Origin of the sequence: Paenibacillus chartarius (assembly GCF_042432825.1) — a bacterium.
Classification (GTDB): Bacteria; Bacillota; Bacilli; order Paenibacillales; family NBRC-103111; genus Gordoniibacillus; species Gordoniibacillus chartarius.
Genome location: NZ_JBHLWN010000016.1, coordinates 1 through 25,261, shown reverse-complemented (window position 1 = coordinate 25,261; position 25,261 = coordinate 1). Strand labels below are relative to the sequence as shown.

22 protein-coding genes, 2 pseudogenes and 1 riboswitch are annotated in these 25,261 nt (G+C 51.9%); of the genes and pseudogenes, 14 read left to right on the top strand and 10 right to left on the bottom strand.

Going from position 1 to position 25,261, the window contains the following annotated elements; translation table 11 throughout:
- Window positions 1-109 precede the first annotated feature (109 nt).
- The 4 genes from ACFFK0_RS02905 to ACFFK0_RS02890 are packed head-to-tail and all read right to left on the bottom strand — an operon-like array spanning window position 110 to window position 3,491.
- Window positions 110-1,606, bottom strand: a complete 1,497-nt coding sequence (locus ACFFK0_RS02905; protein WP_377468386.1) for a hypothetical protein — start codon at window positions 1,604-1,606, stop codon at window positions 110-112.
- Window positions 1,607-1,648: 42 nt separating this feature from the next.
- Complete coding sequence (locus ACFFK0_RS02900; protein WP_377468385.1) at window positions 1,649-2,419, bottom strand: DODA-type extradiol aromatic ring-opening family dioxygenase; 771 nt, start codon at window positions 2,417-2,419, stop codon at window positions 1,649-1,651.
- The gene (locus tag ACFFK0_RS02895) at window positions 2,416-3,093 is read right to left on the bottom strand and encodes an alpha/beta hydrolase (RefSeq protein ID WP_377468384.1); all 678 of its coding nucleotides are present in this window, start codon (window positions 3,091-3,093) and stop codon (window positions 2,416-2,418) included. Before ACFFK0_RS02895 ends, ACFFK0_RS02900 begins: the two co-directional genes overlap by 4 nt.
- A 23-nt stretch (window positions 3,094-3,116) precedes the next feature.
- Entirely contained in the window at window positions 3,117-3,491 is a 375-nt protein-coding gene (locus ACFFK0_RS02890; RefSeq protein ID WP_377468383.1) for a DoxX family protein, read from the bottom strand.
- A gap of 183 nt (window positions 3,492-3,674) precedes the next feature.
- Here ACFFK0_RS02890 and ACFFK0_RS02885 point away from each other — a divergent pair, with 183 nt between their 5' ends.
- From ACFFK0_RS02885 to ACFFK0_RS02875, 3 genes are all read left to right on the top strand, one after another.
- Complete coding sequence (locus tag ACFFK0_RS02885; RefSeq protein WP_377468382.1) at window positions 3,675-4,229, top strand: helix-turn-helix domain-containing protein; 555 nt, start codon at window positions 3,675-3,677, stop codon at window positions 4,227-4,229.
- A gap of 75 nt (window positions 4,230-4,304) precedes the next feature.
- On the top strand, window positions 4,305-4,940 hold the full coding sequence (locus tag ACFFK0_RS02880; protein WP_377468380.1) for an FMN-dependent NADH-azoreductase: 636 nt from the start codon (window positions 4,305-4,307) through the stop codon (window positions 4,938-4,940).
- 153 nt (window positions 4,941-5,093) lie between these two features.
- The gene (locus ACFFK0_RS02875; RefSeq protein ID WP_377468379.1) at window positions 5,094-5,216 is read left to right on the top strand and encodes a YjcZ family sporulation protein; all 123 of its coding nucleotides are present in this window, start codon (window positions 5,094-5,096) and stop codon (window positions 5,214-5,216) included.
- 61 nt (window positions 5,217-5,277) lie between these two features.
- On the opposite strand, the gene ACFFK0_RS02870 is transcribed toward ACFFK0_RS02875, so the two are convergent.
- The 4 genes and pseudogenes from ACFFK0_RS02870 to ACFFK0_RS02855 form a co-directional block, all read right to left on the bottom strand.
- On the bottom strand, window positions 5,278-7,296 hold the full coding sequence (locus tag ACFFK0_RS02870) for a TOMM precursor leader peptide-binding protein (RefSeq protein ID WP_377468378.1): 2,019 nt from the start codon (window positions 7,294-7,296) through the stop codon (window positions 5,278-5,280).
- Window positions 7,293-8,756 (bottom strand): hypothetical protein, encoded by a 1,464-nt coding sequence (locus ACFFK0_RS02865; protein WP_377468377.1) that lies wholly within the window; start codon window positions 8,754-8,756, stop codon window positions 7,293-7,295. Before ACFFK0_RS02865 ends, ACFFK0_RS02870 begins: the two co-directional genes overlap by 4 nt.
- A gap of 181 nt (window positions 8,757-8,937) precedes the next feature.
- Window positions 8,938-9,759, bottom strand: a complete 822-nt coding sequence (locus tag ACFFK0_RS02860) for a hypothetical protein (RefSeq protein WP_377468376.1) — start codon at window positions 9,757-9,759, stop codon at window positions 8,938-8,940.
- Window positions 9,760-9,894: 135 nt separating this feature from the next.
- A pseudogene (locus tag ACFFK0_RS02855) lies at window positions 9,895-10,074 on the bottom strand (pyridine nucleotide-disulfide oxidoreductase); the annotation flags it as partial.
- Window positions 10,075-10,167: 93 nt separating this feature from the next.
- Here ACFFK0_RS02855 and ACFFK0_RS02850 point away from each other — a divergent pair.
- The 3 genes from ACFFK0_RS02850 (at window position 10,168) to ACFFK0_RS02840 (ending at window position 13,596) form a co-directional block, all read left to right on the top strand.
- Window positions 10,168-10,584 (top strand): Rrf2 family transcriptional regulator, encoded by a 417-nt coding sequence (locus ACFFK0_RS02850; RefSeq protein WP_377468375.1) that lies wholly within the window; start codon window positions 10,168-10,170, stop codon window positions 10,582-10,584.
- Between the two features lie 96 nt (window positions 10,585-10,680).
- Complete coding sequence (locus ACFFK0_RS02845) at window positions 10,681-11,547, top strand: SDR family oxidoreductase (RefSeq protein WP_377468374.1); 867 nt, start codon at window positions 10,681-10,683, stop codon at window positions 11,545-11,547.
- A 243-nt stretch (window positions 11,548-11,790) separates the two neighbouring features.
- A riboswitch (cyclic di-GMP riboswitch) is annotated at window positions 11,791-11,875 on the top strand.
- A gap of 131 nt (window positions 11,876-12,006) precedes the next feature.
- Window positions 12,007-13,596, top strand: coding sequence for a methyl-accepting chemotaxis protein (locus ACFFK0_RS02840; protein WP_377468373.1), 1,590 nt, complete (start codon window positions 12,007-12,009; stop codon window positions 13,594-13,596).
- Window positions 13,597-13,698: 102 nt separating this feature from the next.
- On the opposite strand, the gene ACFFK0_RS02835 is transcribed toward ACFFK0_RS02840, so the two are convergent.
- On the bottom strand, window positions 13,699-14,058 hold the full coding sequence (locus ACFFK0_RS02835) for a YmaF family protein (protein ID WP_377468372.1): 360 nt from the start codon (window positions 14,056-14,058) through the stop codon (window positions 13,699-13,701).
- A gap of 221 nt (window positions 14,059-14,279) precedes the next feature.
- On the opposite strand from ACFFK0_RS02835, the gene ACFFK0_RS02830 reads away from it, so the two are divergent.
- Complete coding sequence (locus ACFFK0_RS02830) at window positions 14,280-14,798, top strand: DUF421 domain-containing protein (RefSeq protein ID WP_377468371.1); 519 nt, start codon at window positions 14,280-14,282, stop codon at window positions 14,796-14,798.
- 402 nt (window positions 14,799-15,200) lie between these two features.
- Here ACFFK0_RS02830 and ACFFK0_RS02825 read toward each other — a convergent pair whose 3' ends face one another.
- On the bottom strand, window positions 15,201-18,392 hold the full coding sequence (locus tag ACFFK0_RS02825) for a bifunctional cytochrome P450/NADPH--P450 reductase (RefSeq protein WP_377468370.1): 3,192 nt from the start codon (window positions 18,390-18,392) through the stop codon (window positions 15,201-15,203).
- A gap of 177 nt (window positions 18,393-18,569) precedes the next feature.
- Here ACFFK0_RS02825 and ACFFK0_RS02820 point away from each other — a divergent pair, with 177 nt between their 5' ends.
- From ACFFK0_RS02820 to ACFFK0_RS02790, 7 genes and pseudogenes are all read left to right on the top strand, one after another.
- A complete protein-coding gene (locus ACFFK0_RS02820) occupies window positions 18,570-19,457 on the top strand; it encodes a LysR family transcriptional regulator (protein ID WP_377468369.1) in 888 nt (295 codons plus the stop codon).
- Between the two features lie 847 nt (window positions 19,458-20,304).
- Complete coding sequence (locus ACFFK0_RS02815; RefSeq protein WP_377468368.1) at window positions 20,305-20,661, top strand: hypothetical protein; 357 nt, start codon at window positions 20,305-20,307, stop codon at window positions 20,659-20,661.
- Window positions 20,662-21,806: 1,145 nt separating this feature from the next.
- The gene (locus tag ACFFK0_RS02810; RefSeq protein WP_377468367.1) at window positions 21,807-22,478 is read left to right on the top strand and encodes a sigma-70 RNA polymerase sigma factor region 4 domain-containing protein; all 672 of its coding nucleotides are present in this window, start codon (window positions 21,807-21,809) and stop codon (window positions 22,476-22,478) included.
- A gap of 4 nt (window positions 22,479-22,482) precedes the next feature.
- Window positions 22,483-22,659, top strand: a complete 177-nt coding sequence (locus ACFFK0_RS02805; RefSeq protein WP_377468366.1) for a YvrJ family protein — start codon at window positions 22,483-22,485, stop codon at window positions 22,657-22,659.
- Window positions 22,652-22,918 carry a helix-turn-helix domain-containing protein gene (locus ACFFK0_RS02800; protein WP_377468365.1) on the top strand — a complete coding sequence of 89 codons (267 nt, stop codon included), beginning with the start codon at window positions 22,652-22,654 and terminating at the stop codon, window positions 22,916-22,918. The genes ACFFK0_RS02805 and ACFFK0_RS02800 overlap by 8 nt, the downstream gene beginning before the upstream one ends.
- A 293-nt stretch (window positions 22,919-23,211) precedes the next feature.
- The gene (locus ACFFK0_RS02795) at window positions 23,212-24,390 is read left to right on the top strand and encodes an ankyrin repeat domain-containing protein (RefSeq protein ID WP_377468364.1); all 1,179 of its coding nucleotides are present in this window, start codon (window positions 23,212-23,214) and stop codon (window positions 24,388-24,390) included.
- A gap of 276 nt (window positions 24,391-24,666) precedes the next feature.
- Window positions 24,667-24,900, top strand: a pseudogene (locus ACFFK0_RS02790) (transposase); the annotation flags it as partial.
- Window positions 24,901-25,261 lie beyond the last annotated feature (361 nt).

Below are 25,261 nucleotides of genomic sequence, written 5' to 3'. Positions count from 1 at the left end.
CCTGAGGTTATACCTTCAGTATACTTGTCACTCCTTGCCCCCGGTTTGGAAAATACAATTATAACGAAACTGCCCGTTTCTTGGATGAACGGCTATCCGTTCCGAGCCCTCACCTAACCGCAACGGCCAAGTAAAGCAGCAGCACGACAGCCATCCCGGCGGCGAACCGATAATTCGGCACGGCAAAATCAAACACCGGCTGCTTGAACAACCCGGCCAGCAAATTGTTGACGGCGGAGGCGGGCGATATCGTGTTCGAAATGCCCCAGCTTCCAAGAAGCAGGACGGCAAAATACGTCAAGCTAATGTCCACCTGAGCGGGGTCCACGCTGGCAGCCAATATCGTGACCGTAACGATCGGATGAAGGCCGATAACCGACGTCGCCGTAATGAGCACAACTACAGCTGCGGAGAAAGTAAAAGCGATCGGCAGCGGAACCGCCGACAAGAGCGGCGGAATCGACGCCCCGAACCCGGTCGTGCCGATTGCGCCGCTGAAGAAGCCGGCCGCCAGAAACAGCGTGATTTCCTTCTTCAGTGCCGGCAGAGTAACGTTTAGATGGTTTGTCAAGCCTTCCCGATATGTAGCCGCATACCCCTTAAACAAGCACCAGGCCAGCGGAAACAGAACTGCGGTGAAGCACGTGACCAGCACCATCGGCAGCGCGAGAAGAAGCTCGGCCGCCAACACGGCGGCGATCGCCGAAGCCAAGTAGACGGCAAGCCCCGCGGGGAACCCCGCCTTAGGCCTGCTTGCAGCGGGAACGGCTTCCGGCTCCGAACGGACCGGCTCGGCTGCGCCTGCAACCCCCGGCGGCGCAGATACCATAGTCACCGCAGACCCTGCCGCCCCTCTCTCCGGCTCCCGCGCCATGTTCACCTCCGTACCTTCGTCTGCATTTTCCTTCTGTTCTTCCCGCTCCGCCTGCAGCAGCCCTTTGAAATCGACTGCCAAGCTGACAGCAAAGCTGATCCCCGCAAGCCCCAGCAAATACGGCAGCAGCTCCGACCACCGGAGCGACAGAGCCGACGTCACAAGCGCCATCGCGGCAAAATACGGGGACCAGAAGATTGCGCCGGCAAAGCCCCGATTCATGGCCCCGGCCAGCAGCCTGGACATCAGCGGAGATTGAGGCTTAACGAAGGCGATCGGGTGCACGACCGGAATCGCGCCTACGTTAATGAATACGCCCATAACCTGCGTCAGCAGCTGCGTGCCGGCGAACAGCAAAGTCCGGCTCTTCAAGGTCGTCTCATAGAAGCGCTTAAGAGCCTCTACGTACGCCGGAAGCCGGACGGGGATGCCGAACAACGGTGCAAACACAAACAGCGTGACAAGCGTGACATTCATGCCGGCAGCCTGAAACCAGGTGCAGGCGTCCGCCTTCTGCACCAGCATCAGCCACGCTCCGAGCACCAGAAAACCGGCCGTCAGCCACAGGGTCATCCCCCGCAGCCGGGGCAGCAGCAGCACAATGGCGATGAACACCATGCTCCCGAGCACCGGGGTCACCCATGTTCCGTGCGTAAGCTGGCCTGCAATATAAATCCCGGCTAGCAGGAGAATCATGATCCGTTCGGCGTGAGCCATCACCGCTGTCTTCATCCGTCCACCTCTTCACTATGCCCCCGCAGGAAGTAACGCAACTTACCCGAATTTCCAGCAGCTTAGGCTCAAATTACCGTATTGATAGCTTCGGTGCAGCAGCTCCGCCTTCCGGCTCTCATCCGCCGCCCCCATGGCAAGCAGCAGCGGAATGAAGTGCTCGTTCGTCGGAACCGCTTCCCGCGCGTATGGGGCCTGCTCCCGGTAAGCGAACAGCGCGTCCAAATCCCACGCTTCCAGCGTGCTTGCCAGCCATTCGTCGAAAGCTGCCGCCCACTCGTCGACCGCATCCGCCCGCCAGTTCACTCTGCGCAGATTGTGGACCGTACCGCCGCTGCCGATGATCAGCACATCCCGCTCCCGCAGCTTTGCCAGCGCTTTGCCGACTTCATACTGCTGCTCGTTCGTCAAATAGCGGTTAACTGACAACGCCACAACCGGAATATCCGCCCCGGGATACATCAGCTTCAGCACCGCCCAGGCCCCGTGATCGAGTCCTCTTTCTTCATCCATTGTACTCGGTATGCCATGCGCCGTGAATAGAGAACGGATCTCTTCCGCCAAAGCGCGATCCCCCGGAGCCGGATACGTCATCCGGTACAGCTCCTCCTGGAATCCGCCGAAATCGTAGATCGTACCGTACGTGTCCACCGCGCTTACCGCTTGCGTCGTCTCCTCCCAGTGCGCGGAGAACAGCACAATCGCTTTCGGCTTCGGCATGTCTGCGGCAAAACGGCGGATAAAGTCGGTATAAGCATGACGCTCCAGCACGAGCGACGGCGCCCCATGGGCGAAAAAGTATGACGGCATCATTGAATGTCCCCTCCTTTAGTGTGTAGCAGCCCGAGACCGGCATCGCGAAGAAGCCACTCGGTAAAGTCCCGCCGGTTCTCATCCGTCACGGTATGCTCCGACGGATAGATCGTGAAGGTCAGCCCAGCGTTCAGCTCTCGCCAGTACGCCGCTGTCTCATACCCGATCCTTACCGGGAATACGCCGTCGAACTCCCCGTGCGAGACAAATACGGACACGCGCTCCACCGGCTGCAGCGGGTACTCGGTCTTTACAAAATCGGGCACGTACCCGTTAAGTGCTACGATCCCTTTAAGCTGTTCTCCCATCGTCAGCGCCAGCGTCATCGCCAGAATGGCCCCCTGCGAGAAGCCCAGTACGTAGCGCCGCTGCGCATCGATCGGATACCGCTCCGTCGCATAAGCGATAAACTCCTGCAGCGACCGAACCGCCAGGTCGAACGACTCCCGGATCGGATGGCCCAGACTCTTAAGCTCGTAATACTGAAATCCCGCACCGAGAGTAAGGCCGCCTCGAATGGCGATAATAATAAAATCTTTCGTCAAAGACTCCGTCAGTACATGCATATTGCGCTCGTTCGAGCCTTTCCCGTGCAGCGTGAAGATCGCCGGATACGTCCGTCCAGATTCCATACCGGCAGGCAAATGAAGGTCATACTCGAAAATCGGTTTCATAGGGATACCCCCTTCCGGAAATATTAGGCGCTTGATTTGGGCAAGAACAAGCTGTCCACGGACAACCGCGCAGGCCCGGCGAAGATGAAATGAACCGTCATGACCAGCAAAGCCAAATCCAGCTCATAGCCTGCCATCTGCCCGTTGCCGAGAAGACCGGCCTTGAACTTCACCGTGACGATAGCCCCGACCATCACAAGCGCGAGCAATACCGATACATAACGTGTGAAGAGGCCTGCCATCAACAGAATGCCCCCTGCCAGCTCAATAATCGCGACGACATAACCGAACCATCCGGGAATTCCCAGCGAACCGAACCATCCGGCTACATTGTCCAATCCCATCTGAACCTTGCTAATGCCGTGTGCCGTGAACAGGATACCCAGCACTACTCTCATTACCGTTGCCACCCATACTGCCCCTTGCTTCATTTGAACCACTCTCCCGAAGAAATATTAGTATTGTGAATATTTATTTCGTATTCATAATTTAACTCATGGACCGCTGGAATGTCAATCAAAAAATTGATAATATAGATATAACATTCGTATTACAAATATTTTAATCGGAGTGATGGCGCCATGGATATCGGTTCAACGATACGATCCATCCGCAAGCGGAAAAATATTACGATCGCCCAAATTTGCGAAGAAACCGGCTTGTCCCAAGGGTTTATGAGCCAAGTCGAAACGAATAAAACGTCTCCCTCCATCGCAACATTAGAGAGTATCGCCAAAGCGTTGAAGGTGCCTCTGGCCTATTTGCTGCTGCGTAAAGAAGAGCGCATGCAGATCGTCCGCAAGGACGAGCGGCGAATGACGTCGAGCGGCCCCGACCGGCTTAAAGTGGGACACCTTAGTGCGACGAAGAACGTACGCATGATGCTGGTGGAGCTGCCTCCCGGTACTTCGACGGGCGAGCAGCCGCACGCCCACGAAGGCGAAGAGGTGCATTTGGTTATATCCGGGAAAATCTATGCCGAGCAAGGGGAGGACAGCGCCGAATTCTTCGAGGGGGATTCGTTCAGCTGGAATGCCTGCATTCCTCACTCGGTGCGCAACGTCGGCGAGGAGACGGCTGTTGTCCTGATCGCGTTGTATACGGAGACGGATTCCAAGCCGGAATGGTATTCATAATGGAACGCAGGGGAAACCTAAACCGTCGGTCTTCGGGACGGACGAGATTACATGTTGAAGGAGAGAGCAACCTGCATGGCAACCGTACTGTATATCACCGCTCATCCGCACGATCACCAATTCTCCTACAGTATGGCTGTGGGAAAAGAATTCATCGAAGCTTATCGCGAGGCGAATCCGTCCGACGAAATCGTGCATCTGGATTTGTACAAGATCGACGTCCCGCACATCGATCTGGACGTATTCAACGGATGGGGCAAGCTGCGCTCGGGCGCGGAAATAGGCTCGCTTACGGCTGACGAGAAGGCGAAGGTTACCCGCCTCGGCGACATTGTCGATCAATACGTCGCGGCCGACAAGTATGTGTATGTTTCCCCGATGTGGAATTTTTCCTTCCCGCCCGTTCTGAAGGCCTACATCGACGCAATCTGCGTAGCGGGCAAAACGTTCAAGTATACCGAGCAAGGTCCGGTCGGTCTGCTTGGCACGAAGAAGGCCATTCATATCCAAGCCTCCGGCGGCATCTATTCGGAGGGGCCGGCAGCCGGCTTCGAGAGCGGTCACAGCTACCTGGGCAAAATCATGCAGTTCCACGGCGTGCCGAGCTTCGAGGGCCTGTTCGTCGAAGGCATGGCCGCTATGCCGGACAAGGCTGATGAAATTAAAGCAAAGGCGATTGAGAAAGCGAAGGAAGCGGCAAAGCGGTTCTAAATAACGCAAAGCAAGCATAAGGCCCATTCTCGGCGGAGAATGGGCCTTCTTGGTTATTCGTCAATACGGGATATACGTCCAATCAAGCTTCGCCGCAGCTGCGTACAATGGCTTTGTAACATCAATCAATCTCCACGAAAGGGGTTTTGTTCCATGGCATTCGCAACGGCAGCAGCTGCAGCAGGCGCAGGCTTCGGCGGCGTTTTCACTAGCACAGCAGCAATCCTGGTTCTGTTCATCCTCCTGGTTATCGTGAGCCGCGCATTCCTCCTGTAGTTTGATTCCTTCAAACGGAAAGCCGCCTCCATGCGAAGCGGCTTTTTTTCCGTGACAGCCTCTAGTAAAACGGATGCGGATACGGATTCAGCTGCTCCACTGTCAGCGGCCGCTCCGCATAGCCCAGTTCTACAGGTACATGAAGCAGCCGCGGGAGCCCGGTCGTTCGTCTGATCCGATGGCCGAAGGTGATCGGCACCATACCCGGTATGAGCACCTTCACACAGTGCAGCCCGTTTCTCCGGATTTCCGGACACGTTTGATCGACCACGATTACGTCTAGCTCCAGCCGCTTCATTTTCTCCATAAAGTCCGTAAGATCTTCCCGCAAATCCATGCGTGCCGGCCCCGGCTGGAACTCTTCCCGGAATGATCGCGGCGGGCGGCCGCCGTTAAGCAGGAAGGCAAACCGCTCTTCGGCTTGCGGCAGCCCGTATACGAGCGAATGATGCTCGATGCTTTCCACTAAATCCGGGTTCCCGTACAGGTTCATGAGCTCTCCGCGCTTCAGGTCGTATTTGATTTGAAAATGGGGCAGCATCGACGCCAATTCATGAATAGCGCCTTTCGCCGCGCGTACGGGGTCGAAATGGGCGCCCGCTCCGCAAAGGAACGCAAACCGGTTGGGCTCCCGGCTGCGGGCCAGCACCCAAATACTCGGTATGCCGACCTCCGTCGTCATATTAAAGAGCTGCACCTCGTATCCGAGTACTGTCTCTAGCTTATCGATCATGAGCAGCAGCTCCCGGTCATTCGCAGAATGCGGGTCCAACCGGCGGAGCGGCAACCGACCGTACCAGCTCATCAGGAACGCATCGCGTTCAACGATCTCCAGACAGCCGTGCAGGATCGCTTCCTCCAAACTGCCTCCGAGTGCACATCCGTTCGAGCTTGCCTGAACGAACCCGTACGTGTAACCCGCGCGATAGTAAATCATTTGCTCCGGTACGAGAATCGGCTGATCCTGCAGGAGCGAATAGCCCCATACCCACTCCAGCTCGCGGTCCTCGTCAAACGGCTCGTAGGGAAAATCGGGCAGCCGATACTGCTCGTCGGCATACAACCCTGCGGACCGTGGGTCCAGCACCGGTGACGCGGCCTGTAAGTTCGTATAGCTGTCGTAAACGACAGTGCGTTTGCCGCGCGCGATTTGCCCGCAGTAACGCTCCAGACCTTCCAGAACGGCCGTTATTGTGCTGGCCTCATAGGAATGGCTTCGGCCTCCGACAATCTCGTCACCGAGCATATACGAGGGCAGCCTCATATCAACGACAGCAAATGGAGAAAGCAGGTCGTTGGTCTTGCGGTCGAGCAGTCCCGTTCTTTCATCAAGATAATCGCGGATTAGCGCCGGCCCCAGCTCATCCAGCGGACGGCAGCGGTAGCGGTCGGACGCCGATTTGGGCGCTGGCTGAAGAGCGATCTGCGCAAGCTCCGCGCTGTCCTCCGGCAGCCCCTCTCCGCATACGGAGCACGACGGGTCCGGCAGAATGACATGCAAGGCGGCACCGAGCGTGTACAGGTTCACGATGTAAATATGTTCCATCGTGTGGGCGTGTCCGCTTAGAGCCTTCTCCGCTTCGGTTGCTACCATCAAAGCCACGTGCCTCAGTCCCGTTGAGGAGCAGGCCTCGCCTGCACCTTCACCTGCGCCTTCAACTCCACCTTCTCCCTCAACACCGCTACTGCCGCCGCCATCGCCGTCGCCATCACCACCGTCGTCGCTATGGCCATAGCCAAAGCTATCGCTGCCGTCGGAGTCCGCCCCGATATCGCGCAGTCTGAGCTCTGCACATTGCGAACAGCCCGGTGTACCGGGGCGTACGAGAGGCCCGATCACGCCCTCGCCCTGGAACGCAAAGGCGCGAAGCCACGGAATCCCCTTCTCTTGCAAAATCTCTCTCAACTCAAGCTCATCCCATGCCGGCCAATCGTCACTAAGCAGCAGCGCGATATCTGCAGAAGCCGGAATGCCCGCAGACAAATCGTTCATCCGGACGAGCGCGTTTCTTGCCGACAGCAGCTTGCCAACCCTATCCGCCAGGCGCCCCGTACCGATTACGGCAATTTGCGTCGTCATTGTGCCGATCCCTCCCGTAACATTACACTGACCAGCTGCAGCCGGTTCTCGGATAAGACGGATCTTGGGCGAATATCGCTCACATGCAGACGGATGCCGCTGCCCGCCAACGTAGAAATGACCGATTTCAGGCGTACCGGAGCCGAGCTCTCCGCAGTGAAGGAGCGGGAAACCGGCTTCACTGCGAATGGGAACGCTGCAGCGTCAGTCCCCGAAATCTCCCCAAGCTGTATAGCCTGAAGCGCTCCCTGCAGCGCATGGCGAACAGCTCCTTCTCGGCTTAGGCCGATGCCTCCATATGTAAAGCCGCCGACCCTCACCCACATAACGGGACACCCTAGCAGCTCTTCTCCTTCAAGCATTTCCGCCGGGCCGCCGAGCATTTGCAGAGCCTGAAGACAATACCGGCCGTACGGGTCAGAGATACCGCTCCCGCTCCATGGCCGCATCGGAGGTACCGGATGCTCCCGTAAGCGCAATTCCAGCAGCTCCGCCAGACATTGCAGCAGCGCACGGTACACTGCTTCCCCGAACGTCTGTCCGGCTCCAAAGCCCACGCATGCCCGTTCATGGTCCCGCATCTTCCCGGACATCCGTGCGCTCATTCGTTCAAGATACGCTTCAACTCCCGCTAATCCTGCCTCTACCCGGGCTTCCCGCGGATCGAATCCGGAAGCAGTCAGCTCGGGCAGCAGACGAGCCGGTCCAGCCGATAAAGGATCGACCGTTCGGATTCGGCAAACCGATAGCGGAAGCTGCTCCAATCCCCCGTCGTCCCAATCATGAAATAGTCCCGTTACTTCGGAAGTCAGGTTATGAAAATAGGACAACAGCTCATCCCGGTCCGGCATAGCCTCCGAGCGGTGAAGCCGTTCCTTCACATCTCTAACAGGGCAGGCCTGCACCCTCTCCGTTTCGAGAGGACCCGGACCCGCATCATAAAGCCGGCCTTCCAGCGTCTCCAGATCCAGCAAATAAACCTGGGAAGCATGTGGACCGCGAGGCCGACCCGCCGCTGCAGCAGCCTGTTCCAGCCAGTGTATTGCGATATTGGATAGGATCGGCCAGATGAAGGGCGATAGGCCCCGTGCCGGCGGCTCCCCTTGGCAAACGGCATCATAATGAACTTGATTGAGCAGCGATTCCCAGGTCATAGCCGACTCGTATCCCAGCAGAGGCCCGACCATCACCTTTCGCGAAAGCCTTACAACCGGAAGCAGAGCCTTCCGTTCCTCTATGCAGTACGTCTCCAGTTGGGAGAGATGTCCGTCTTCCAGTTCATCCGCTGCATAAATCAAGGAGCATGCCGAGCCCAGCTTCCGCTGCCAATCCTCCCGGTTTCCGAGCGCACCTGCCGCAACATGGGGAACATCCGCCTCCGCCATAGCTTGCAACAACGAAGCGGCGAGCCGGCCTGGTCCCGCTATAGCCACAGGACGGAATTCGCTATTGCCCGACATACTCCGTCACTTCCTTCCGGCGTATTCACTACAGCTATATATGACGGCGGCTTGGCGGAAATACCATCCTTTCGCTATTCCTGCCTGCCGCCAAAACAAATAGGCCTGCAGAATCTCCTTACGGGAAATGTAAGGCGAACTGCAGGCAGCGGGTGGGCCTCCTACCATAGAGGCCGTCCTTTTATGCGTCCATCGGTTTGCTCTCGGTCACAACCGGCTTCCTGTTTGCTTGTGCGAATGCCAGCCAGGTCATCCCCGCGGCGAACCCAAGCATAGCGATCATGCCGATGTCGCCTCCATGGCTTATCGTATACAATATCGCCAGTCCCAGGATGAACAGCGGTTCTCTCGGCGCGCTGCTGTCCATTGCGGCAATACCGATCGCAATGAAAAACAGCAGAAACATCCCGCCGATGACCGGAAGCGCCCATTCCGGATAATCCGTCACATGGGTACGATAGGAGATATCGCTGACGACGATGCCGGCAATCGTATACGTTACGGCCAGAAGACACGCAATGGCAAGCACCGGCTTGGCGTGCTTCGTCTGGGTAACAGTGACGACGGTTGCCAGCAAGGCGACGATCCAGCCGCCCCCGGCGATCATCGCCGTAGCGGAGAGCGGCCCGTACTGCATCTCGAAGAAATACGCCTGCGCGACCGCATCGACGGATTTACTGTCCAGCCCGGGCACTTTGCTTCCCCCGAGCACCACAAGCCCCGTCCCAATCCCGGTAGCCACCTCGAAGATCACGTAAAATAACAGGAAAATACCGGCTCCCCATCTAGCCATATGGGCAGACAACCGCTCCACGTTCCGGTTCAAGTAAAAAAAGGAGGCCGTAAGCGACACAAACACGAATGGAAACAGCAGATGAATCAGCAGCCAGGTGGACAATTGGTGGTAGACATGGTCGGGAGCGGGGTGGATGGCGGCGAAGTAAGCACCAATCAGCGGCACAATAAGCAGAATGAGCAGCGAATACCATTTGGATTGCAGCATCGTTTCGACTCCTTTTTAGGTACTGTTCCCTTACGGAAGGAACCATTTCATTGTTTCATGTCGTTCCATCTTTTGTAAATAGTTCCATATAAGGATTCTTAAACCTTCCCTCTATCCTACTGCAAGGGTCCTTCACCCCAAATCGACCATATCCGGTCCGCTGATTTCCATAATCGCATAGCAGGTTTCAAACCAAGCCCGTCTGGTCATACCTTTGTCGTTCTCGATCAACAGCGTCCTCTTGCCCATTTTGTCGGCAAACAGTGCCGCACTGGCGCCGGCAGGAACGGAACCGATAATCGCAATTTCGTACAAAGATGGCAGCATTCCTGCAAGCGCAGCTCGGCAAAATGATCATTGACATTGCTTGGGGTAGTAACTAAAATGGTTACAACGGTGGTGTTGCAAATGAAACAAATCAGCACGCGATTCTCGATTGCCGTTCACATTCTCTCCTTGATTGCGGTTAGCCCGGACGATTGTACCGGAGATTTCATTGCGGGCAGCGTCAATACGAATCCCGTTATCATCAGGAGAATCATGGGAATGCTGAAGAAGGCGGGTTTCGTGGAGGTCCGGCCCGGTGTGGGCGGCGCTTCCCTGCTCAAGAGTCCCGAGCATATTACGCTGCTTGATATTTACCGCGCGGTCCAGGTCATTGAAGAGAACCAGTTATTCCGTTTGCATGAAAATCCGAATCCGCAATGCCTTGTCGGGCGGAATATCGAGCAGTCTCTTCAATCCGAATTGATGGAAGCCCAGTCCGCTATGGAAACCAAGCTGCAGCAGACGACTTTGAGCCAGCTGATATCGCGATTCAAATAAATGAGAGCTCTTGATGGGCTTTTATTTTATACACGTTGTAACCATTTATGTTATAACATGATCTGTTACAACATTATCTTACTAGGAGGTATTTCAATGAAACTGCTAGTCACAGGCGCAACAGGAAATTTGGGGTCGAAGGTCGTTGAAGCATTATTAAAATCCGTACCCGCGGATCGGCTTGCCGTCAGCGTGCGGAATCCGAATAAAGCGGAGGGCTTGCGCGCACAAGGAGTAGACGTTCGGTATGGAGATTTCGACAGCCCGGAAACTTTGGATACGGCCTTCGCGGGCATCGATCGCTTGCTGATCATCTCCGCCGACGGCGATAACGAAACGAGAATACGGCAGCATACCGATGCTGTTGCCGCCGCCGCGCGTGCCGGAGTGAAATTTATTGCTTATACCAGCTTGGCGAATGCGGGCGAGAGCACGATTTTCCTGGCTCCCGTGCACCGAGTGACCGAAGAAGCCATCGTCAAGACAGGCATCCCCTACTCGTTCTTGCGTAACAACTGGTACCTGGAGAACGAGCTCGGCAGCATAAAGGGTGTGCTTGCAGGAGCGCCGTGGGTCACTTCCGCAGGATCGGGGAAAGTCGGTTGGGCTCTGCAGCAGGATTACGCGGAGGCGGCTGCAGCCGTACTCGCGGGCAGCGGACACGACAATACGATCTACGAGCTCTCAGGCAAGCTGTTGACCCAGGAACAACTCGCGGCTGCTCTTGGTACGGTGGTAAACAAGGAAGTGCCTGTCCATCAGATCGATGACGCCGCTTATGCAGACATGCTGAAGGGAGCGGGCGTGCCCGATTTCGTCATCCCGATTCTTGTCGGTATCCAGCAAGGGATTCGGGATGGCGCGCTGGAGATCGAAAGCAGCGACTTCGAAAAGCTGCTCGGCCGGCCGGTTACGCCGATTACCACAGGCTTAAGCCAAATTGTGAACCACCTTGCGAAGTAAATATTTCTGACGAAACCGGCCTTACGGATGTGAGGCCGGTTTATTATTTCGATATGCTTCCACCGGGGTTGGCTCTTCGAGAGTTTGCTTCTCGATCACCTGCCTGGGGACTCTCAAGGACTTTCAGCATTTATGTTCGATGTTTCATTCAGACTCATTTTTCCAGAAAAAATTTTACTTTAAATCGACATAAAACATGTTATTATTACATTATATATCAAATAATGTCGAAATGTGACGAACCAGCTGAAAAGGCAAACCCGCCGAAAGACGGGGACGCAAAACTTCGGGCCTACGGCAATTGCGCTAAGGCAGCCGGGTTGCCAATTGGGGGGGACAACAGCGCAAGACTGCCCTAATGGTTAGGGCATTTTTTTGTTTCTCGGCAGCATGCCGATTGGAGTACATAGGTTCAGGAAACCGCTCACTACCCATCACAACCATCGGAGGAATCATGCAATGGGCTTATTCAAAAATCTTAAGGTCGGTGTCAAAATCAATTTGTTGATCGTGATCAGCGTCGTTTCACTGATCGTGGTCGGTATTCTCGGTTACCGGGGGATGGCGGAAATGAACGCCGATGCCGATGCGATGTACAAGGAACAGCTGACGCCGGTCAAGGCGCTAAGCAAAATCCAAATCAACACATTAAAGAGTGAATCCGCCATTCTTGAGTTAATGATAACTACGAACGACTCCAAAAATAAAGAGCTGAACGAAGAAATCGAGAAGCTGGTTGCAGAATCGGACACGCTGATGAGCGATTATCAAAACACTCAGCTGGACCCTGAGGAAAAGGACAACGTCGCCAAATACACCCAGGTTGTTACAAGATACAAAGAAGCCCGCAAAGAAGTCATGGACCTCGCTTTTCAGAACAAAAACACCGAAGCGTATTCCGTCTTTGTCAATAAGCTGGACACGTTAAGCAATCAAAGAAGAGACATCTTGACGAATTTGATCGACTATAATACGCGGACAGCGGAGAAGTCGAACGAAGAAAACGCTGCGTCCTTCGCATCGACGCGAAATATTACGATTGCCATCGTCATTGCAGCGCTGCTGCTCAGCATCAGCTTCGGCTATGCGATCGCAAGGTCAATCTCTCGTCCGCTGAACCGGGTGCTCGGAATTTTGGACAAGGTGGCGGACGGCGATTTGCGGGAAACGACGGATATCGATTCGAAGGATGAAATCGGCCGTCTGGCGAATGCGCTCAACAACACGGTAAACAGCTTGAAATCAACCGTTGGCGGCATCCTCTCGTCGGCAGAGAACGTCTCCGCGGCAGCAGAGCAAATCTCGGCAAGCTCCGAGGAGATCGCTACGGGCAGCAGCGTTCAGGCTCAGGAGGCGCAGTCGATCAACGAGCTGTTCAAGGAATTGTCCGCAGCCATCAATTCCGTCGCGGAAAGCGCGGAGCAGGCATCCGAGCTGTCCAACAAAACGATGATGATGGCGCAGGAAGGCGGCAAGGTTGTAGAACACTCGATTCAGGGAATGAATTCGATCAATCGCCAGATGACATTGCTCGCCGAGGATTCCAACAAAATCGGAGAAATCATTGGCGTCATTGACGATATTTCGGAGCAGACGAACTTGCTTGCCTTGAATGCCGCGATCGAGGCGGCACGGGCCGGCGAACAAGGAAGAGGGTTTGCCGTCGTCGCCGATGAGGTGCGTAAGCTGGCGGAACGAAGCAGCGAAGCGACCAAGCAAATTACCGCCATTATTACCGGCATGCAAAATAATACGAAGCTTAGCGTGGACGCCGTTGGCGAAGGGACGACTGCTTCGAAGAAATCGGGCGAAGCGTTCCAGACGATCTTGTCAGTCGTGAATGAAACCGCCCATAAGGTGGCGGAAATCGCCGCCGCCTGCGAGGAGCAAGCCGCACAATCGACGGAAGTACTGAGCTCGATTGAGAAGATTTCCGCTAGTACCGAGGAAGCAGCGGCCAGCAGTCAAGAAACCGCTTCGACCTCCCAATCGCTGGCACATCTGGCGATGGAGCTGAATAAGTCGGTCGCGATTTTCAAAGTTAGCTGATCCCGCACATCGAACAGGCGCCGGCCATAGAGGCCGGTGCCTGTTTGGGCTATTAACAGAAGGGAGACCATGACGGTGTCATTTCTATCATTGTGAGGACGTTCAAACAAGCGGCTTCTGAATCAACGTTGCAAAGTTAAATGGATGCCTGTGACCTTCATTTAACGTGGTTTTCCCTGTAACAAAGTGAACATGCTTACCGTTACCGACCGGAATGGCCGGACCGGTACGAATTTTTTTAAGCTTGTGGAAATGGTCTACGAAATCGGTCCGAGACAAGTCAATTTCATGAATATGACTTTTCCCGAAAGGGATGGCTTCTCCTGTTACCCCTGCAAACCGGTGGTTGTGGCGATCCTCCCCTTCTTCCGCTAATTTCGTGCTGCCTGTGAACTCATGGACATGGGTCTGTGCCAGCCGAATTCTCGTCTTGCTTTTCAGTATTAATTTTTTGTTGAGCATGAAAACCCTACATCTCCCTTCGCCGGTTTCACGCTCATTATAAATGACGAAATTTTTGTCCGATAAGAGCCAACAGCCTAAAGATAAACTTACTCCCCACCCCGGCGTTCCCAATAGTCTAATGATGAATAAATCGGGACATAATGAAAAGCAAATCATTTGGAAAGTAAAAAGGATGTGGCGAAGGGACCTTGTTTACTTTCGTTTATGAAGCGATCGTCATGATCATTTCCGGCTTCATTCTCTTGAGAATTGCAGGAAAAAAAATCATTGCCGAAATGACCCCTTTAGAGATGGTTACGATATTATCGATCGGAACCATTATTGGACATGCCGTAGCCGAAAATGATATATGGCAAACGGTTGCTTGCATCGGAATATTCGTTCTTATTATGGTGGTCTTTCAAAAGCTGGCGCTTCACATCCCCTTTGTTGAAAGGCTTTTGATCGGCAAGCCCACCATGGTTGTCAAGGACGGTCAAATTCAAACGAAGCAGCTGCGGAAGCTGCGCTTGACCGAGGATCAGCTTGAAATGAGAATACGCCAAAAGGGTATCTCCCGAATCTCCGACTTACGCACCGCAACGGTTGAAGTGAACGGGCGATTCGGCTACGAATTAATCGATTCGGCCCGGCCCGTCACACGCGGCGAGTTGGAAGAGCTTCTCTCGTTGTTGAAGATAAACGTGGAATTATCGAAGTCTCAACCTGCCGAAGTGTTCGACCGTTTACGGGAATAAACAACTGGAGCAGCAGAAAGCGACGGCAAGTGGCCAGGAAGCAGGCACTCATAGCCCCCATGCGTCCAAGATCGAGGCTGACCTGGCTTCTTCAAATTTCTCGCGCGAACCCGCATATCCCCGCCCTCCACGCCGACTTCCTTTTCATCGATCCCCTCAAGCCCGCCTATGCAATGCCCCCGATGACAGGCTTGCCTGCTTCGCTGATGTATAAAGGATTCCGAAGCCCCTATTCTGGGGATCTACCCGCTCTCCCGCAAAATAGCGGATTTCGAGGGATCTATCCCGCGTCCTCTAAACTTGCATGCCAGCCATTCCCGAGCAAAATTACGGTTTCGGAAACCTCTATTTCGCAAAAGGAACATCCAAAAGGGGGCCGCTTGACCAAGCAGCCCCCTCGTATTACATCCCCGTCCAAACATCCTTCGCATAGCTTCCATTCGATTGAAGCTGCTGCAGCCATTGTTCGGCCGCTTGCCGGTCGGCCCCATGGACTTGCATATAAGCTTTCTGCAGCTCGCTTTCTACATCCGGCGCCATCCGGGTGCCGTCACCGCATACGTACAGCCGTCCGCCGCCGTCCAGAATGCGGATCAGCTCCGCCGCGTGGCCCGCCATAAGATGCTGCACGTACGTTTTCGGCACACCATCCGCCCGGGAAAATGCCGTATGCAGGGTAACGACCCCATCTCTCGCATATTGCTCCAGCTCTTCGCGGTAGAGGAAGTCCGCCTCGTTCCTGCAGCCATAGTAGAGATGAGCTTCCCCTAGAGCGGCTCCTTCCTGCTTCAGCTTCGCGCGCGCCTGCAGGAAGCCTCGGAAAGGCGCTATCCCCGTACCCGGGCCTACCATGATGATCGGCGTCTCCGGATTATCGGGCAGCTGGAAGCCGGATTCCGGCGTACGGACGAACATGACGATGTCCTCCCCCGCCGCGCGCTCGGCCAAGTAATTCGAAGCGACCCCGCGGTATTCGCCCTTCCCGCTCCAAGACTGGCCGCGTACGACACCAACCGTAATGCTGGCGCGTCCTTCGTTCATCCGCGGCGAGCTGGATATCGAATAGTATCTCGGTTTCAGCGGCGGCAGCAGCTCCAGGAACTTCTCGAACGGTATTTCGCAGGCTTCGTACTTCTCGATAAGATCCAGCATGGAAACTCTCTTCCGCAAAATCTGCTCCTCGTACGCTCCCTCCTCCAATAAAGCTTCCAATTCGCGTTTGTGCGGAGGACATACCGTATAAGCGGCAACCTCGCGTATTTGTGCACGGGTTGCTGCCTCCTGCACCTCTACGCTGTGGCGAAGAATAGCAGCAAGCGAAACTGCCCGGCCGAGCGGCAGATGGGAAGCGCTGACGCCGCTCGCCGTCAGGATCACCTGATCCTGACCATGCAAGCCGAACCGCTTCAGAATGCGGTCGACGTTCTCTTTGCTGTTGCCGGGAAACACCCCGAGATGATCGCCTTCCCGATACGTAACCCCTTCCGGCAGTTCAATTTCGATATGCCTTGTGCTTCGTTCGCTGGAGGCGTGCTGCAGCTCGCGGTTGACCGCGACCGCCGCGCGAACCGCCTCGTACGAATCAGCAAGAGGGGCTTCCGCCAGCCCGCTGACCAGCTGCATGGTCAATGTGCTCCGTTCCTTCTCCGCATTGGCGTTCAGCTTGAGGCCGAACGTGTGCATCGCATCGTCCCACATTTGCCGTTTCCAGTCTTCGAGCTGCTTCTCGAAGTCCCCGCTCGCATCGGCTTCACCTCGCGGCGAGAACCTTGCAGCACCTTTCTCGGCAAGCTTCTCGTCGATGAACCGCGGCACGTCTTGGTACGTCGCCGCCCAGTTGTGGTCGCCGCAGCCGAATACGGAATAGCGCACTCCGCTCAGCTCGCCCGGTCCGACCTGCTCCAGCCATTGCACGAACTGGCGCGCATTGCTTGGCGGTTTACCGTTATAGGACGAGGTGACGATGATGACGGCCCCTTCCTTCGGCAGCTGGCCCAGCCGGTCGTTCAAAGCGGCCGCTTCGCTGCGGATGCCGTGCAACCGGGCCATATCCGCCAGCTCTCTGGCAATCCGCTCGGCCGTTCCCATATTGGAGCCGTATAGGACGAGCAAGGGTCTATTATTTACACCGATGATGGAGGCTTGCCGGGTTTGATGCTGACTTGGCGCAGCCGCAGCGGAAGCTGCTGCTACAGCTTCCGTCTTCGGCGCAAACGCAGGGGCAGCTTTCTTCTCTCTTAACTGAACCCGCAATGTAAACTCATCCGGTTTCAGCGTCAACGTTTGCTTTACCTTCAACCGGTAATTCGTATGGTCAATCAATTGGAACTGCTGAAGAATCATCCCGAGCACCAGCGTCGCTTCGTGAAGGGCGAACTGCATGCCAATACAAGCCCGCTGACCGTTCCCGAACGGTTTGTACGCATGGTTCGGTACCTTGGCCGGGTCTTCGAACCGTTCCGGACGGAATTGCTCGGCATCCTCCCCCCATGCCCCCCGGTCCCGGTGAAGCTGGGGTAAAATAACGGCGGCTCCTTCACCCTTCTTAATCGGATATTTTCCTCCGATCGTCGTGTCTTCCTTGGCAAACACGGCAAATTGAGGCGCGGTCGGCCACAAGCGAAGCGATTCGTTCAGGATCATTCGGATATATTTCAGCTTCAGAACTTGTTCGTATGTCGGTACCGCATCCGTCAGCACCTCATCCACTTCGGCATAAGCCTTGGCCAGCACCTCAGGGTGCTTCAACAAGAAGTACAGCGTAAACGACAGCAGACCGCTTGTCGTTTCATGGCCGGCGATCAAGAACGTAATAATCTGATAACGAATATTTTCATCGTCCAGCGGCTCCCCGGTTTCGGGGTCTTTGGCGCTCAGCATCCGCGCGAGCAAATCCGTCTCCCCGCGGTCTCCGGCCCCTTTGCGCTCCGCAATAATTTTATCAACGAGCGAGAACATCGATTGAATGTCGCGCTCGTATTGATTTTTGGTTTTGAACATCAGCATGTTCTGAATCGGCAGCCGGGTGCCGTAATGCATCGCCTCGTCCAGGGCGCGGACCATGCTTACGATGAACGGATTCGGCGTTTCTCTGTAGTAGCTATTGAAACGGTAATTGAACCCGCACAAGCCGATCGTATCGAGCGTCAGCCGCGTCATGTCATCAGGCACGTCGATGCTTTCGTCCGGATTGAGCCGGGCCCACTTCTGAACCAGCTGCACGGCGATGTCCACCATCATGGCGTGGTAGCCCTTCATCGCTTGCTGGCTGAAGGCCGGCATCAGAATGTTATGCGCCTTTTTCCAGTTCGGCTCCTCCGTCAGGCTAGTGAACAAACCGTCCCCGGCAAAATCGCGCACTTTCATTAAATGGCCGATCGACTTGTCAAACCGCGACTCGTCGCTGAGCTCAGCCACCAAATCGGGGCCGGAAACGATAATAATGGATCTTCCCAAGATGTCTAACCGATAGATCGGCCCGAACTCGTCAGCGAGCTTACAGAAGGATAACGTGGGCGAGTCCTTGTCGATCAAAGGCAGATTCCCGAGGACACCATACGTTTTCGGTTGGGGGATGACCGTTGCAGTTTCCATAAGAATACTCCTCTCCAGCATAGGTACTTACCTGATTTTGCCCACCACAGCTAACATCAATTACTTGCCACTGCCTGCTAAGTTGTATGTCTATATCATAATCGGGATTAATGATGACATCCAATGTATAATAAATCATATATTTATTACATTAAGTTAATAAATGAGGTGAAACTTGTGGAGCTGCAGCAGCTTCGATATTTTCAAACCGTCGCACGATTGGAGCATATGACGCAAGCCGCCGAGGAGCTCAATATTACCCAGCCGGCTCTCAGCCGGACGATTTCCCGCTTGGAAGAGGATATCGGCGTTCCTTTATTTGACCGCATGGGTCGTCATATTCGCCTTAATGCCTATGGCGAAGTATTTCTCGCCCACCTGGAACGGTCGTTCTCCGAGCTGGATCAAGCCAAGAAAAAGATTACCGACATGGCCCGGCTGCACGCGGGGGCCGTCTCCATCGCAACCACGAACATCAGCATTTTTCCGAGCTTGCTGTCTTCCTTCCTGCGCCAACATCCCGATATTCGGGTGCGCCAATATTTGCAAAGGGACATGACGATGTACGAGCTGCTGGACAAAGGCTTGGTCGATATGTGCATAACCTCCGAGCCAGTGGAAGGCCCGGGTATCGAGTGGCAACCTATTTTTACGGAAGAGCTTCTGCTGCTGGTGCCCCGAGAAGAACGCTTCGTTCATCGTCACGAAATCAGACTGATAGAGGTTAAGCATGAAAAGTTTATTAGTCCCAGCAACGGTTACTATGCGCTGAACGGGCTGGAGCAGCTTTGCGTACATGCGGGCTTCGCACCCGATATCTTATTCGAGGGCAACGATTCGGTGGTGATAGGGGAAATGGTCAGTCTCGGGCTGGGCATCTCTTTCATCCCCAAGCACCTTTGGGACAAGTTCTCCGATATCCTTAAGGATCGCCTGCATGTTCTGAAAATTACCGAGCCCCACTGTACGGTAACGACCGGTGTGTCGAGAAGCACGGAGAGGTATCTGACCGCAGCCGCGAGGACGTTCTATGAGTTTGTAGTGAATAAAAGGTGGGAAAGTTAAATTCATCATCTGGGAGTTTGTTATGCAAAATCGCTTGGTACCGGTACTAGGGGGCATTTCATCCTTACGAGCTTAAATTGAATACATGGCTTGAGGAAAGTATATTAATTCTGCACATTCGGTTGTGTAGATTCATTCATCTAGCACTTTAATATAGTGTAAGTGAGTAAAGTTAGAGGACATGGGGTTGTCCCTCGGCTTTAACCCTCCTCACTTCAACTAAATCGTTGATAGAGGGTGTACGATATGCCTACAGTTCTTAGCGGAAGTCCAAAAGTATCGCGGAATCCCTATTTTGCACCTAAAGGAAACAGTTCGGTAACATTTGGCGGCGGGTATTTGTTTTTCTCCGACAATCCGGAAAAGGTGGAATATAGCCATACAGCGGATGAGGGCTGCTTTCTAAACAAATCGACTCTAACTGGTGATGGTCAAGTATATCTGTGGCACGAGAACGCAGTCATGAAGAACGGCGTAGCACAGACCATCTACTACTGCCTACTTATTCATAATCCGAACAATTTCGACATCATTGTATCTTCTTCTAATTACGGCTTAACCAATGGTGTTGGTCTAACGGACTCGGACGCATGGGCAGCTTACTTCCGGGGTAATAATACCTCAACTAGAGTTCCCGCAAACTGCTACGTTTATTGACCTTGCTTATATCTCTAACTCTGGTGGTGCTTACCAGTATGCCCAGACGTCTGCTGCCCACTCCCGCGGCCACGGAGGAGCATTTTACAACACATTCGTTTTCGACCCAATTGCTCCGACCGATAGCCAAAACGGTATTGCCTATACTGTTGGCTCGGCAGATGATACATTCTTCGGTAACGACCGTGTAATGATTTGGGACGATGCTCCAAGCGATCGATGTAACTTTACAGGTCCACTCGATGGAAATTACGGACAACAAATGATCATTTATCTGCCCGTGAAAAACAATTTCGGGGTGTCCAAAAATTTCCGAATTTTCATTGGCAGCACTGGAATGGAGTTTATACCCGGCTCTGATGCAACAAATGGGGTGAACCGTATTAATATTTATGATAATACAGGTTCTAATACAAATAACCTGGCCATTTCTGATGCAGATGGTTTTGTGACACTGACGCAGGTAAACACTTGGGATCAAAATGGAACAAATAATCTGATCTCAGGGACAATTCATGCGAACAAAGACTTGAATGGAAAACTTTAAGTTCTCGATCGCAATGAGGCGGTTTTGGGAACATCTGATTATGTATACATTGATCGCCAGGAATCATCGCCGATGAAAGCAGGGGAAACCCGTACGTTTCAGTCTTACTGCACTTTTGAGGGTACCGCGGCATCTTATAAGGTGATACTTCATGATATATTGAAGTTTGAACCCCAAGGGATCTCATCTAGTAACGGTCCTCCGATGGTTCTGTCTTTCGCCCCTCCCTTTAACTTTAATGGGATACTACCAATTGACAAGTACAATCCTTTTACCGTTCGCTTTTACAATACAAGTACTTCCGCCATTAACGTAAACCTATTGATATGAAATTCGAAGTGTATACCGCAACTGAAGATAATCAACCTAAGGACCTTGTATACAGTTACCAACTACCGACCATTACTGGCCCAATAAAGGAGAAGACAGGATACTCAGTAAAAATCCCGTGGAATCAACGTGGAACAGGTGGAGATATGATTCAACCCGGCCGATATTTCGTGAAGCTTGTTCGACCTGACGTGATTGAGTACTCGTCTGGTAATAGTAGCGAGACCAAGTCGCATACCGTTGATAATAGTACAAAGTTTCCTACAAAATTTATAGTCGAGTACAAATAATTAGACATACATTATCAAAACAACCCGGCTCCGCACACAATGCGGTCCGGGGTTGTTTCTGTTTCTAGAACACCAAATCATGATTCTCTCGGAAAGCTCGGCTTGGTTTTAGTTCTTTCAATTTTGCGAGATACATTTCTCCAATTCGCTCGTACAATGATCGATCTTAGGGTCACATTCTTGAATCCGGTTCGACAATTGTTGAAACTCACTATTTATGATAAAGAGTCGATCAAATTTGGATTTCATAGTTTAGTTCACCTCGTTAACATGTTCTAAGTTATAAAGTGTTTGTAACTAACTAGTGCAGAACCCCTCCTTATTAATTTTTTAAAATTCAACTACTTTTCTGACATAATCCTATGATATATAATACAAAATTGAGGTCGATTTTTAGGATCTCTGTTTTTTTACCAAATACACGAACAAATGTTCTTGTGTATTATTAAAATTACATTTAGGTTGTTAAAATAGAAAATATCCCCACTTTATATAGAGATTGATTGTTACAAGGAGGGGGAACCCATGCAGTTACAGTTACAGGTCAAGGAATTACAAACACCAGAAGAACGCACGGCCGTCATGTCGTATGTAAAGCAGAATGAAGTTATTTTTCAAAACCCCGTAATTCAAGGCTTTTTTCATGTTAAGGGACATCTTGCTTTACTTGCTCAAGTCCTTCTAGACCCATCAGAAGAGAATTGCTCTCAGTTGGAGTCAACCTTCAGTCGGTATTTCTTTCGAGTCCGTTTTACAAAGTATTTATGCTCGTTGATCCGTTTTTGCAACATTGACATACAACGCAAACGTACCCGCGATGAGAATCGGTTACTTCTCGTATTTGATAAACCATTGGATGAGGAAGGCGACGCTACATTCGGTGAACTCATGCATTGCATTTCGAACTCCGTTATCAGAGACTCTCCGCTTCTAAACGACCCATACCTCTTTCATGAATCTATTGAGGATGAATCCCTGTATGATGCATTCACCCGATTAACGGACAAGCAAAAATTGGTTATTACCTTGTCTTACTCTTTATGCCAATTAGATACGGAGATAGCAAACCTGCTTTGCGTCTCTCAACAAGCCATTACAAAAACTAGAAAGACTGCACTGATAAAGATGAGGCAGCGCCTTGCCAAAGGCAATCATCCACATGTTGTTATGAGCGGCTATCGAAAGGAAGTGAACTAAACTAATGGACGATACGCAAACATTAAGTCTAGTGACAAACAGTATTTCTAACTTAGGTTTCCCCATTGTCATTACCGTCTACCTGCTCACTCGATTTGAGAAAAAATTGGATACGCTGAATACGTCGATTGTGGACCTCTTAACGGCCCTTAAAGATGAGGTGCGTAAGAAAGATGGCTGAAACTGATTTATTTGAACTTGTGCAAAGAGCCAAACATGGCGACCGCGAATCGCTGGGGGAAATTATAACCATGTTTCAGCCAGCTATTAAAAAGGCTTGTAGCAGGGTAAAGCCGCAAGAACGTTATGACTTAGAACAGATCATATCAGAGAAAGTGATCAAGGCTATTATTAATTACGAAATGGACAGCATTCCAGACTATTCGGGTTTTATTGACATGATTACCAGTAGGAAAGGTTCCTCAAAACAGAAGTGGTAAACTCCCCCCTCAATCGTAGACAATCGACAGCTTTCATCCTGGATCACTGGATTGTATGGTAGAGCGAAAGATTGCTTCAATGCGATTCCATATCTCTTAAACCGAGGTTTCCCTTTCGGAGATCTCGGTTTGTTGTTTGTTCGGAAATACCCATACTGGTTTCGTATAAGCTATTCAGCGCTAAAACCAAAAAATTAATCAAGACCGCAACATTTGATCTATAACAGAGTCTATTTTAATACTGGAATATAAAATAATGGTACTAGTTACAGAAAATATTAGGAGGCAACGGATTGAAAAAGATACTAGTCGGCTTCATGTTTGGGGTTTCCTTAACAGCTACCACAGCCGCATATGCTTCTGACGCTATTCAGGCTTTCGTTTTCCCTGCAAAGATCTTAATTAATGGGAAAGAAAAATCACTGGATCCTCAATACCAGCTATTAAACGTAAACGGTCATGCCTATGTACCTATTCGTTATATCGCTGAAAATACCGGGATCAGCATTGCATATGACGATAATCGTCAATCTATCCTTCTAGCATATGGGAATACCGCCATTACTGATAAAAATAATACCAGTATTGCCGTTGCGAACTTACTTGCAGCTCCTTTTGATGTCCAAATGAATTCAACCAAAGTTACCGGACAACTAACTTTGAACGCTTCGGAACGATCCTATGTGAATGCCACTTTAGATTTTTTGGATCAAAACAATCAATTACTGGGCACTGCTATCATTACCGATGAATACGATCAAGGCCTTAACACAATTAACATCCGCGGCACAGGAGATGTAACAAATTTTTCAAGCGTGAAATTAACTATCCATGATGTACACCCAGCCTTAAAAAGTACAATTGATGCACTCTTTTTGGCTGGTAAAGCTCAGGACCAAGATAAAATACAAGACATCCTTGACGCACTACCATCTACGGTAAACGAATTTTTGCTGATCGACTTCATGAAATGGTCGGTCCCATATAGTAATGACGACCGCAGTTATCTTCTTCCCTTTATATTAAAACGAAATGTCAATGTGAACATTCAAGATAATGCAACCGGCTATACTGCGCTAATGTACGCTTGTTCGTATGGAATCGATCAAATCAACCTCCTCATTGAAGCCGGCGCGAATGTAACGACAAAAGCAAATGACGGAACTACAGCGTTAAGCCTTCTGGTGACAAAAGGTCAGTCTGAGCTTGTAAAGAGGCTTTTAACTAAGGGGGCAGATCCAAACGTTCAGTCAGCAGACGGATATACGCCTCTTCTTGCAGCTCTGACTCCAACTTTCTTAAAATATACAACGGAAACAGTACGCACTGTAGAGTATTTGTTAGATGCCGGGGCCAATGTACAAGTAACTTTTCCGGATGGCACAGCTCTCTTGGATAGAGTGAACAGTATTTCAGACCTGGATATCGCTTCACAAATCAAAGAATTGCTTCTGAACCATGGAGTTAAATGAATACCGGATTCTTCTTCAATGTTTGATATACAAGATGACCTTTGAACTATTCAAGGGGCTGTCCCAAAAGTCATCGTAGATGACTGAGGGCAGCCTCTTTTCATTTTGTACAACAAAAAGAAACCGTTCCTTGGTAAAATGGAAGTACCACCCACCATTTACGAAGGGAACGGTTTCTTTGTACATTCAATATACCATGGACCAACTTTGCTTGCCAATGGATTTAGAGGAGGACATTCCTGCTAATCATCTCGTTCGTGTCGTCAACACTACAAAGCCAGTGAAAAACTCCGTAGCGAAGAAGGTTATGCCCTGGCCGTCCGGCGCATGATCGAGCCAGAGCCCGTGTTTGGTGATATGAAGAACAACCTAGGCTTCAAAAGATTCCTGCTTCGAGGCTTGCCAAAAGTAAATCTGGAGGTCGGTTTGCTTTCCCTTGCCCATAATCTGAGTAAGAAGGCTTCGGTGGACGCCAAAAACCAAGAAGCTAAGCGAGAACAGGCCGCTTAGCTCCTTGGTTTATTCCGAATATCTACTTATTTTCCACTAGCGTTGCAAGAAACCTCACAGAACACACGAAACCTTAATTATTGAAAAATTTTACAGTTGGTTTTCTCGTTCAAAACCCAAAAAATTGAGAGCATCAGAAAATAGACACGTTTCCCATTTAATGGATATTTTGTTTTGGGGTTATCGCTAATTTTTGCTTTTTCTTGGCTTCATCATTCCCACAGTAGTACGTAACCGCGGCACTTGCTTCTGTGCCTTCGGTACTTTCTGGCGCCCTTTGGAGAACCGACTTGGCTTAGAATGCAGTTCCGCCTCGAGTACAAACCACGCTTTGTCCCAACACGCTCGAAGCGACTGCAGC

What these genes read in the sequence shown, in the direction of transcription:
- ACFFK0_RS02905 (WP_377468386.1), bottom strand. Translation starts at nt 1,606, where the DNA reads ATGAAGACAGCGGTGATGGCTCACGCCGAACGGATCATGATTCTCCTG.
- ACFFK0_RS02900 (WP_377468385.1), bottom strand. Translation starts at nt 2,419, where the DNA reads ATGATGCCGTCATACTTTTTCGCCCATGGGGCGCCGTCGCTCGTGCTG.
- ACFFK0_RS02895 (WP_377468384.1), bottom strand. Translation starts at nt 3,093, where the DNA reads ATGAAACCGATTTTCGAGTATGACCTTCATTTGCCTGCCGGTATGGAA.
- ACFFK0_RS02890 (WP_377468383.1), bottom strand. Translation starts at nt 3,491, where the DNA reads ATGAGAGTAGTGCTGGGTATCCTGTTCACGGCACACGGCATTAGCAAG.
- ACFFK0_RS02885 (WP_377468382.1), top strand. Translation starts at nt 3,675, where the DNA reads ATGGATATCGGTTCAACGATACGATCCATCCGCAAGCGGAAAAATATT.
- ACFFK0_RS02880 (WP_377468380.1), top strand. Translation starts at nt 4,305, where the DNA reads ATGGCAACCGTACTGTATATCACCGCTCATCCGCACGATCACCAATTC.
- ACFFK0_RS02875 (WP_377468379.1), top strand. Translation starts at nt 5,094, where the DNA reads ATGGCATTCGCAACGGCAGCAGCTGCAGCAGGCGCAGGCTTCGGCGGC.
- ACFFK0_RS02870 (WP_377468378.1), bottom strand. Translation starts at nt 7,296, where the DNA reads ATGACGACGCAAATTGCCGTAATCGGTACGGGGCGCCTGGCGGATAGG.
- ACFFK0_RS02865 (WP_377468377.1), bottom strand. Translation starts at nt 8,756, where the DNA reads ATGTCGGGCAATAGCGAATTCCGTCCTGTGGCTATAGCGGGACCAGGC.
- ACFFK0_RS02860 (WP_377468376.1), bottom strand. Translation starts at nt 9,759, where the DNA reads ATGCTGCAATCCAAATGGTATTCGCTGCTCATTCTGCTTATTGTGCCG.
- ACFFK0_RS02850 (WP_377468375.1), top strand. Translation starts at nt 10,168, where the DNA reads ATGAAACAAATCAGCACGCGATTCTCGATTGCCGTTCACATTCTCTCC.
- ACFFK0_RS02845 (WP_377468374.1), top strand. Translation starts at nt 10,681, where the DNA reads ATGAAACTGCTAGTCACAGGCGCAACAGGAAATTTGGGGTCGAAGGTC.
- ACFFK0_RS02840 (WP_377468373.1), top strand. Translation starts at nt 12,007, where the DNA reads ATGGGCTTATTCAAAAATCTTAAGGTCGGTGTCAAAATCAATTTGTTG.
- ACFFK0_RS02835 (WP_377468372.1), bottom strand. Translation starts at nt 14,058, where the DNA reads ATGCTCAACAAAAAATTAATACTGAAAAGCAAGACGAGAATTCGGCTG.
- ACFFK0_RS02830 (WP_377468371.1), top strand. Translation starts at nt 14,280, where the DNA reads ATGATCATTTCCGGCTTCATTCTCTTGAGAATTGCAGGAAAAAAAATC.
- ACFFK0_RS02825 (WP_377468370.1), bottom strand. Translation starts at nt 18,392, where the DNA reads ATGGAAACTGCAACGGTCATCCCCCAACCGAAAACGTATGGTGTCCTC.
- ACFFK0_RS02815 (WP_377468368.1), top strand. Translation starts at nt 20,305, where the DNA reads ATGATTTGGGACGATGCTCCAAGCGATCGATGTAACTTTACAGGTCCA.
- ACFFK0_RS02810 (WP_377468367.1), top strand. Translation starts at nt 21,807, where the DNA reads ATGCAGTTACAGTTACAGGTCAAGGAATTACAAACACCAGAAGAACGC.
- ACFFK0_RS02805 (WP_377468366.1), top strand. Translation starts at nt 22,483, where the DNA reads ATGGACGATACGCAAACATTAAGTCTAGTGACAAACAGTATTTCTAAC.
- ACFFK0_RS02800 (WP_377468365.1), top strand. Translation starts at nt 22,652, where the DNA reads ATGGCTGAAACTGATTTATTTGAACTTGTGCAAAGAGCCAAACATGGC.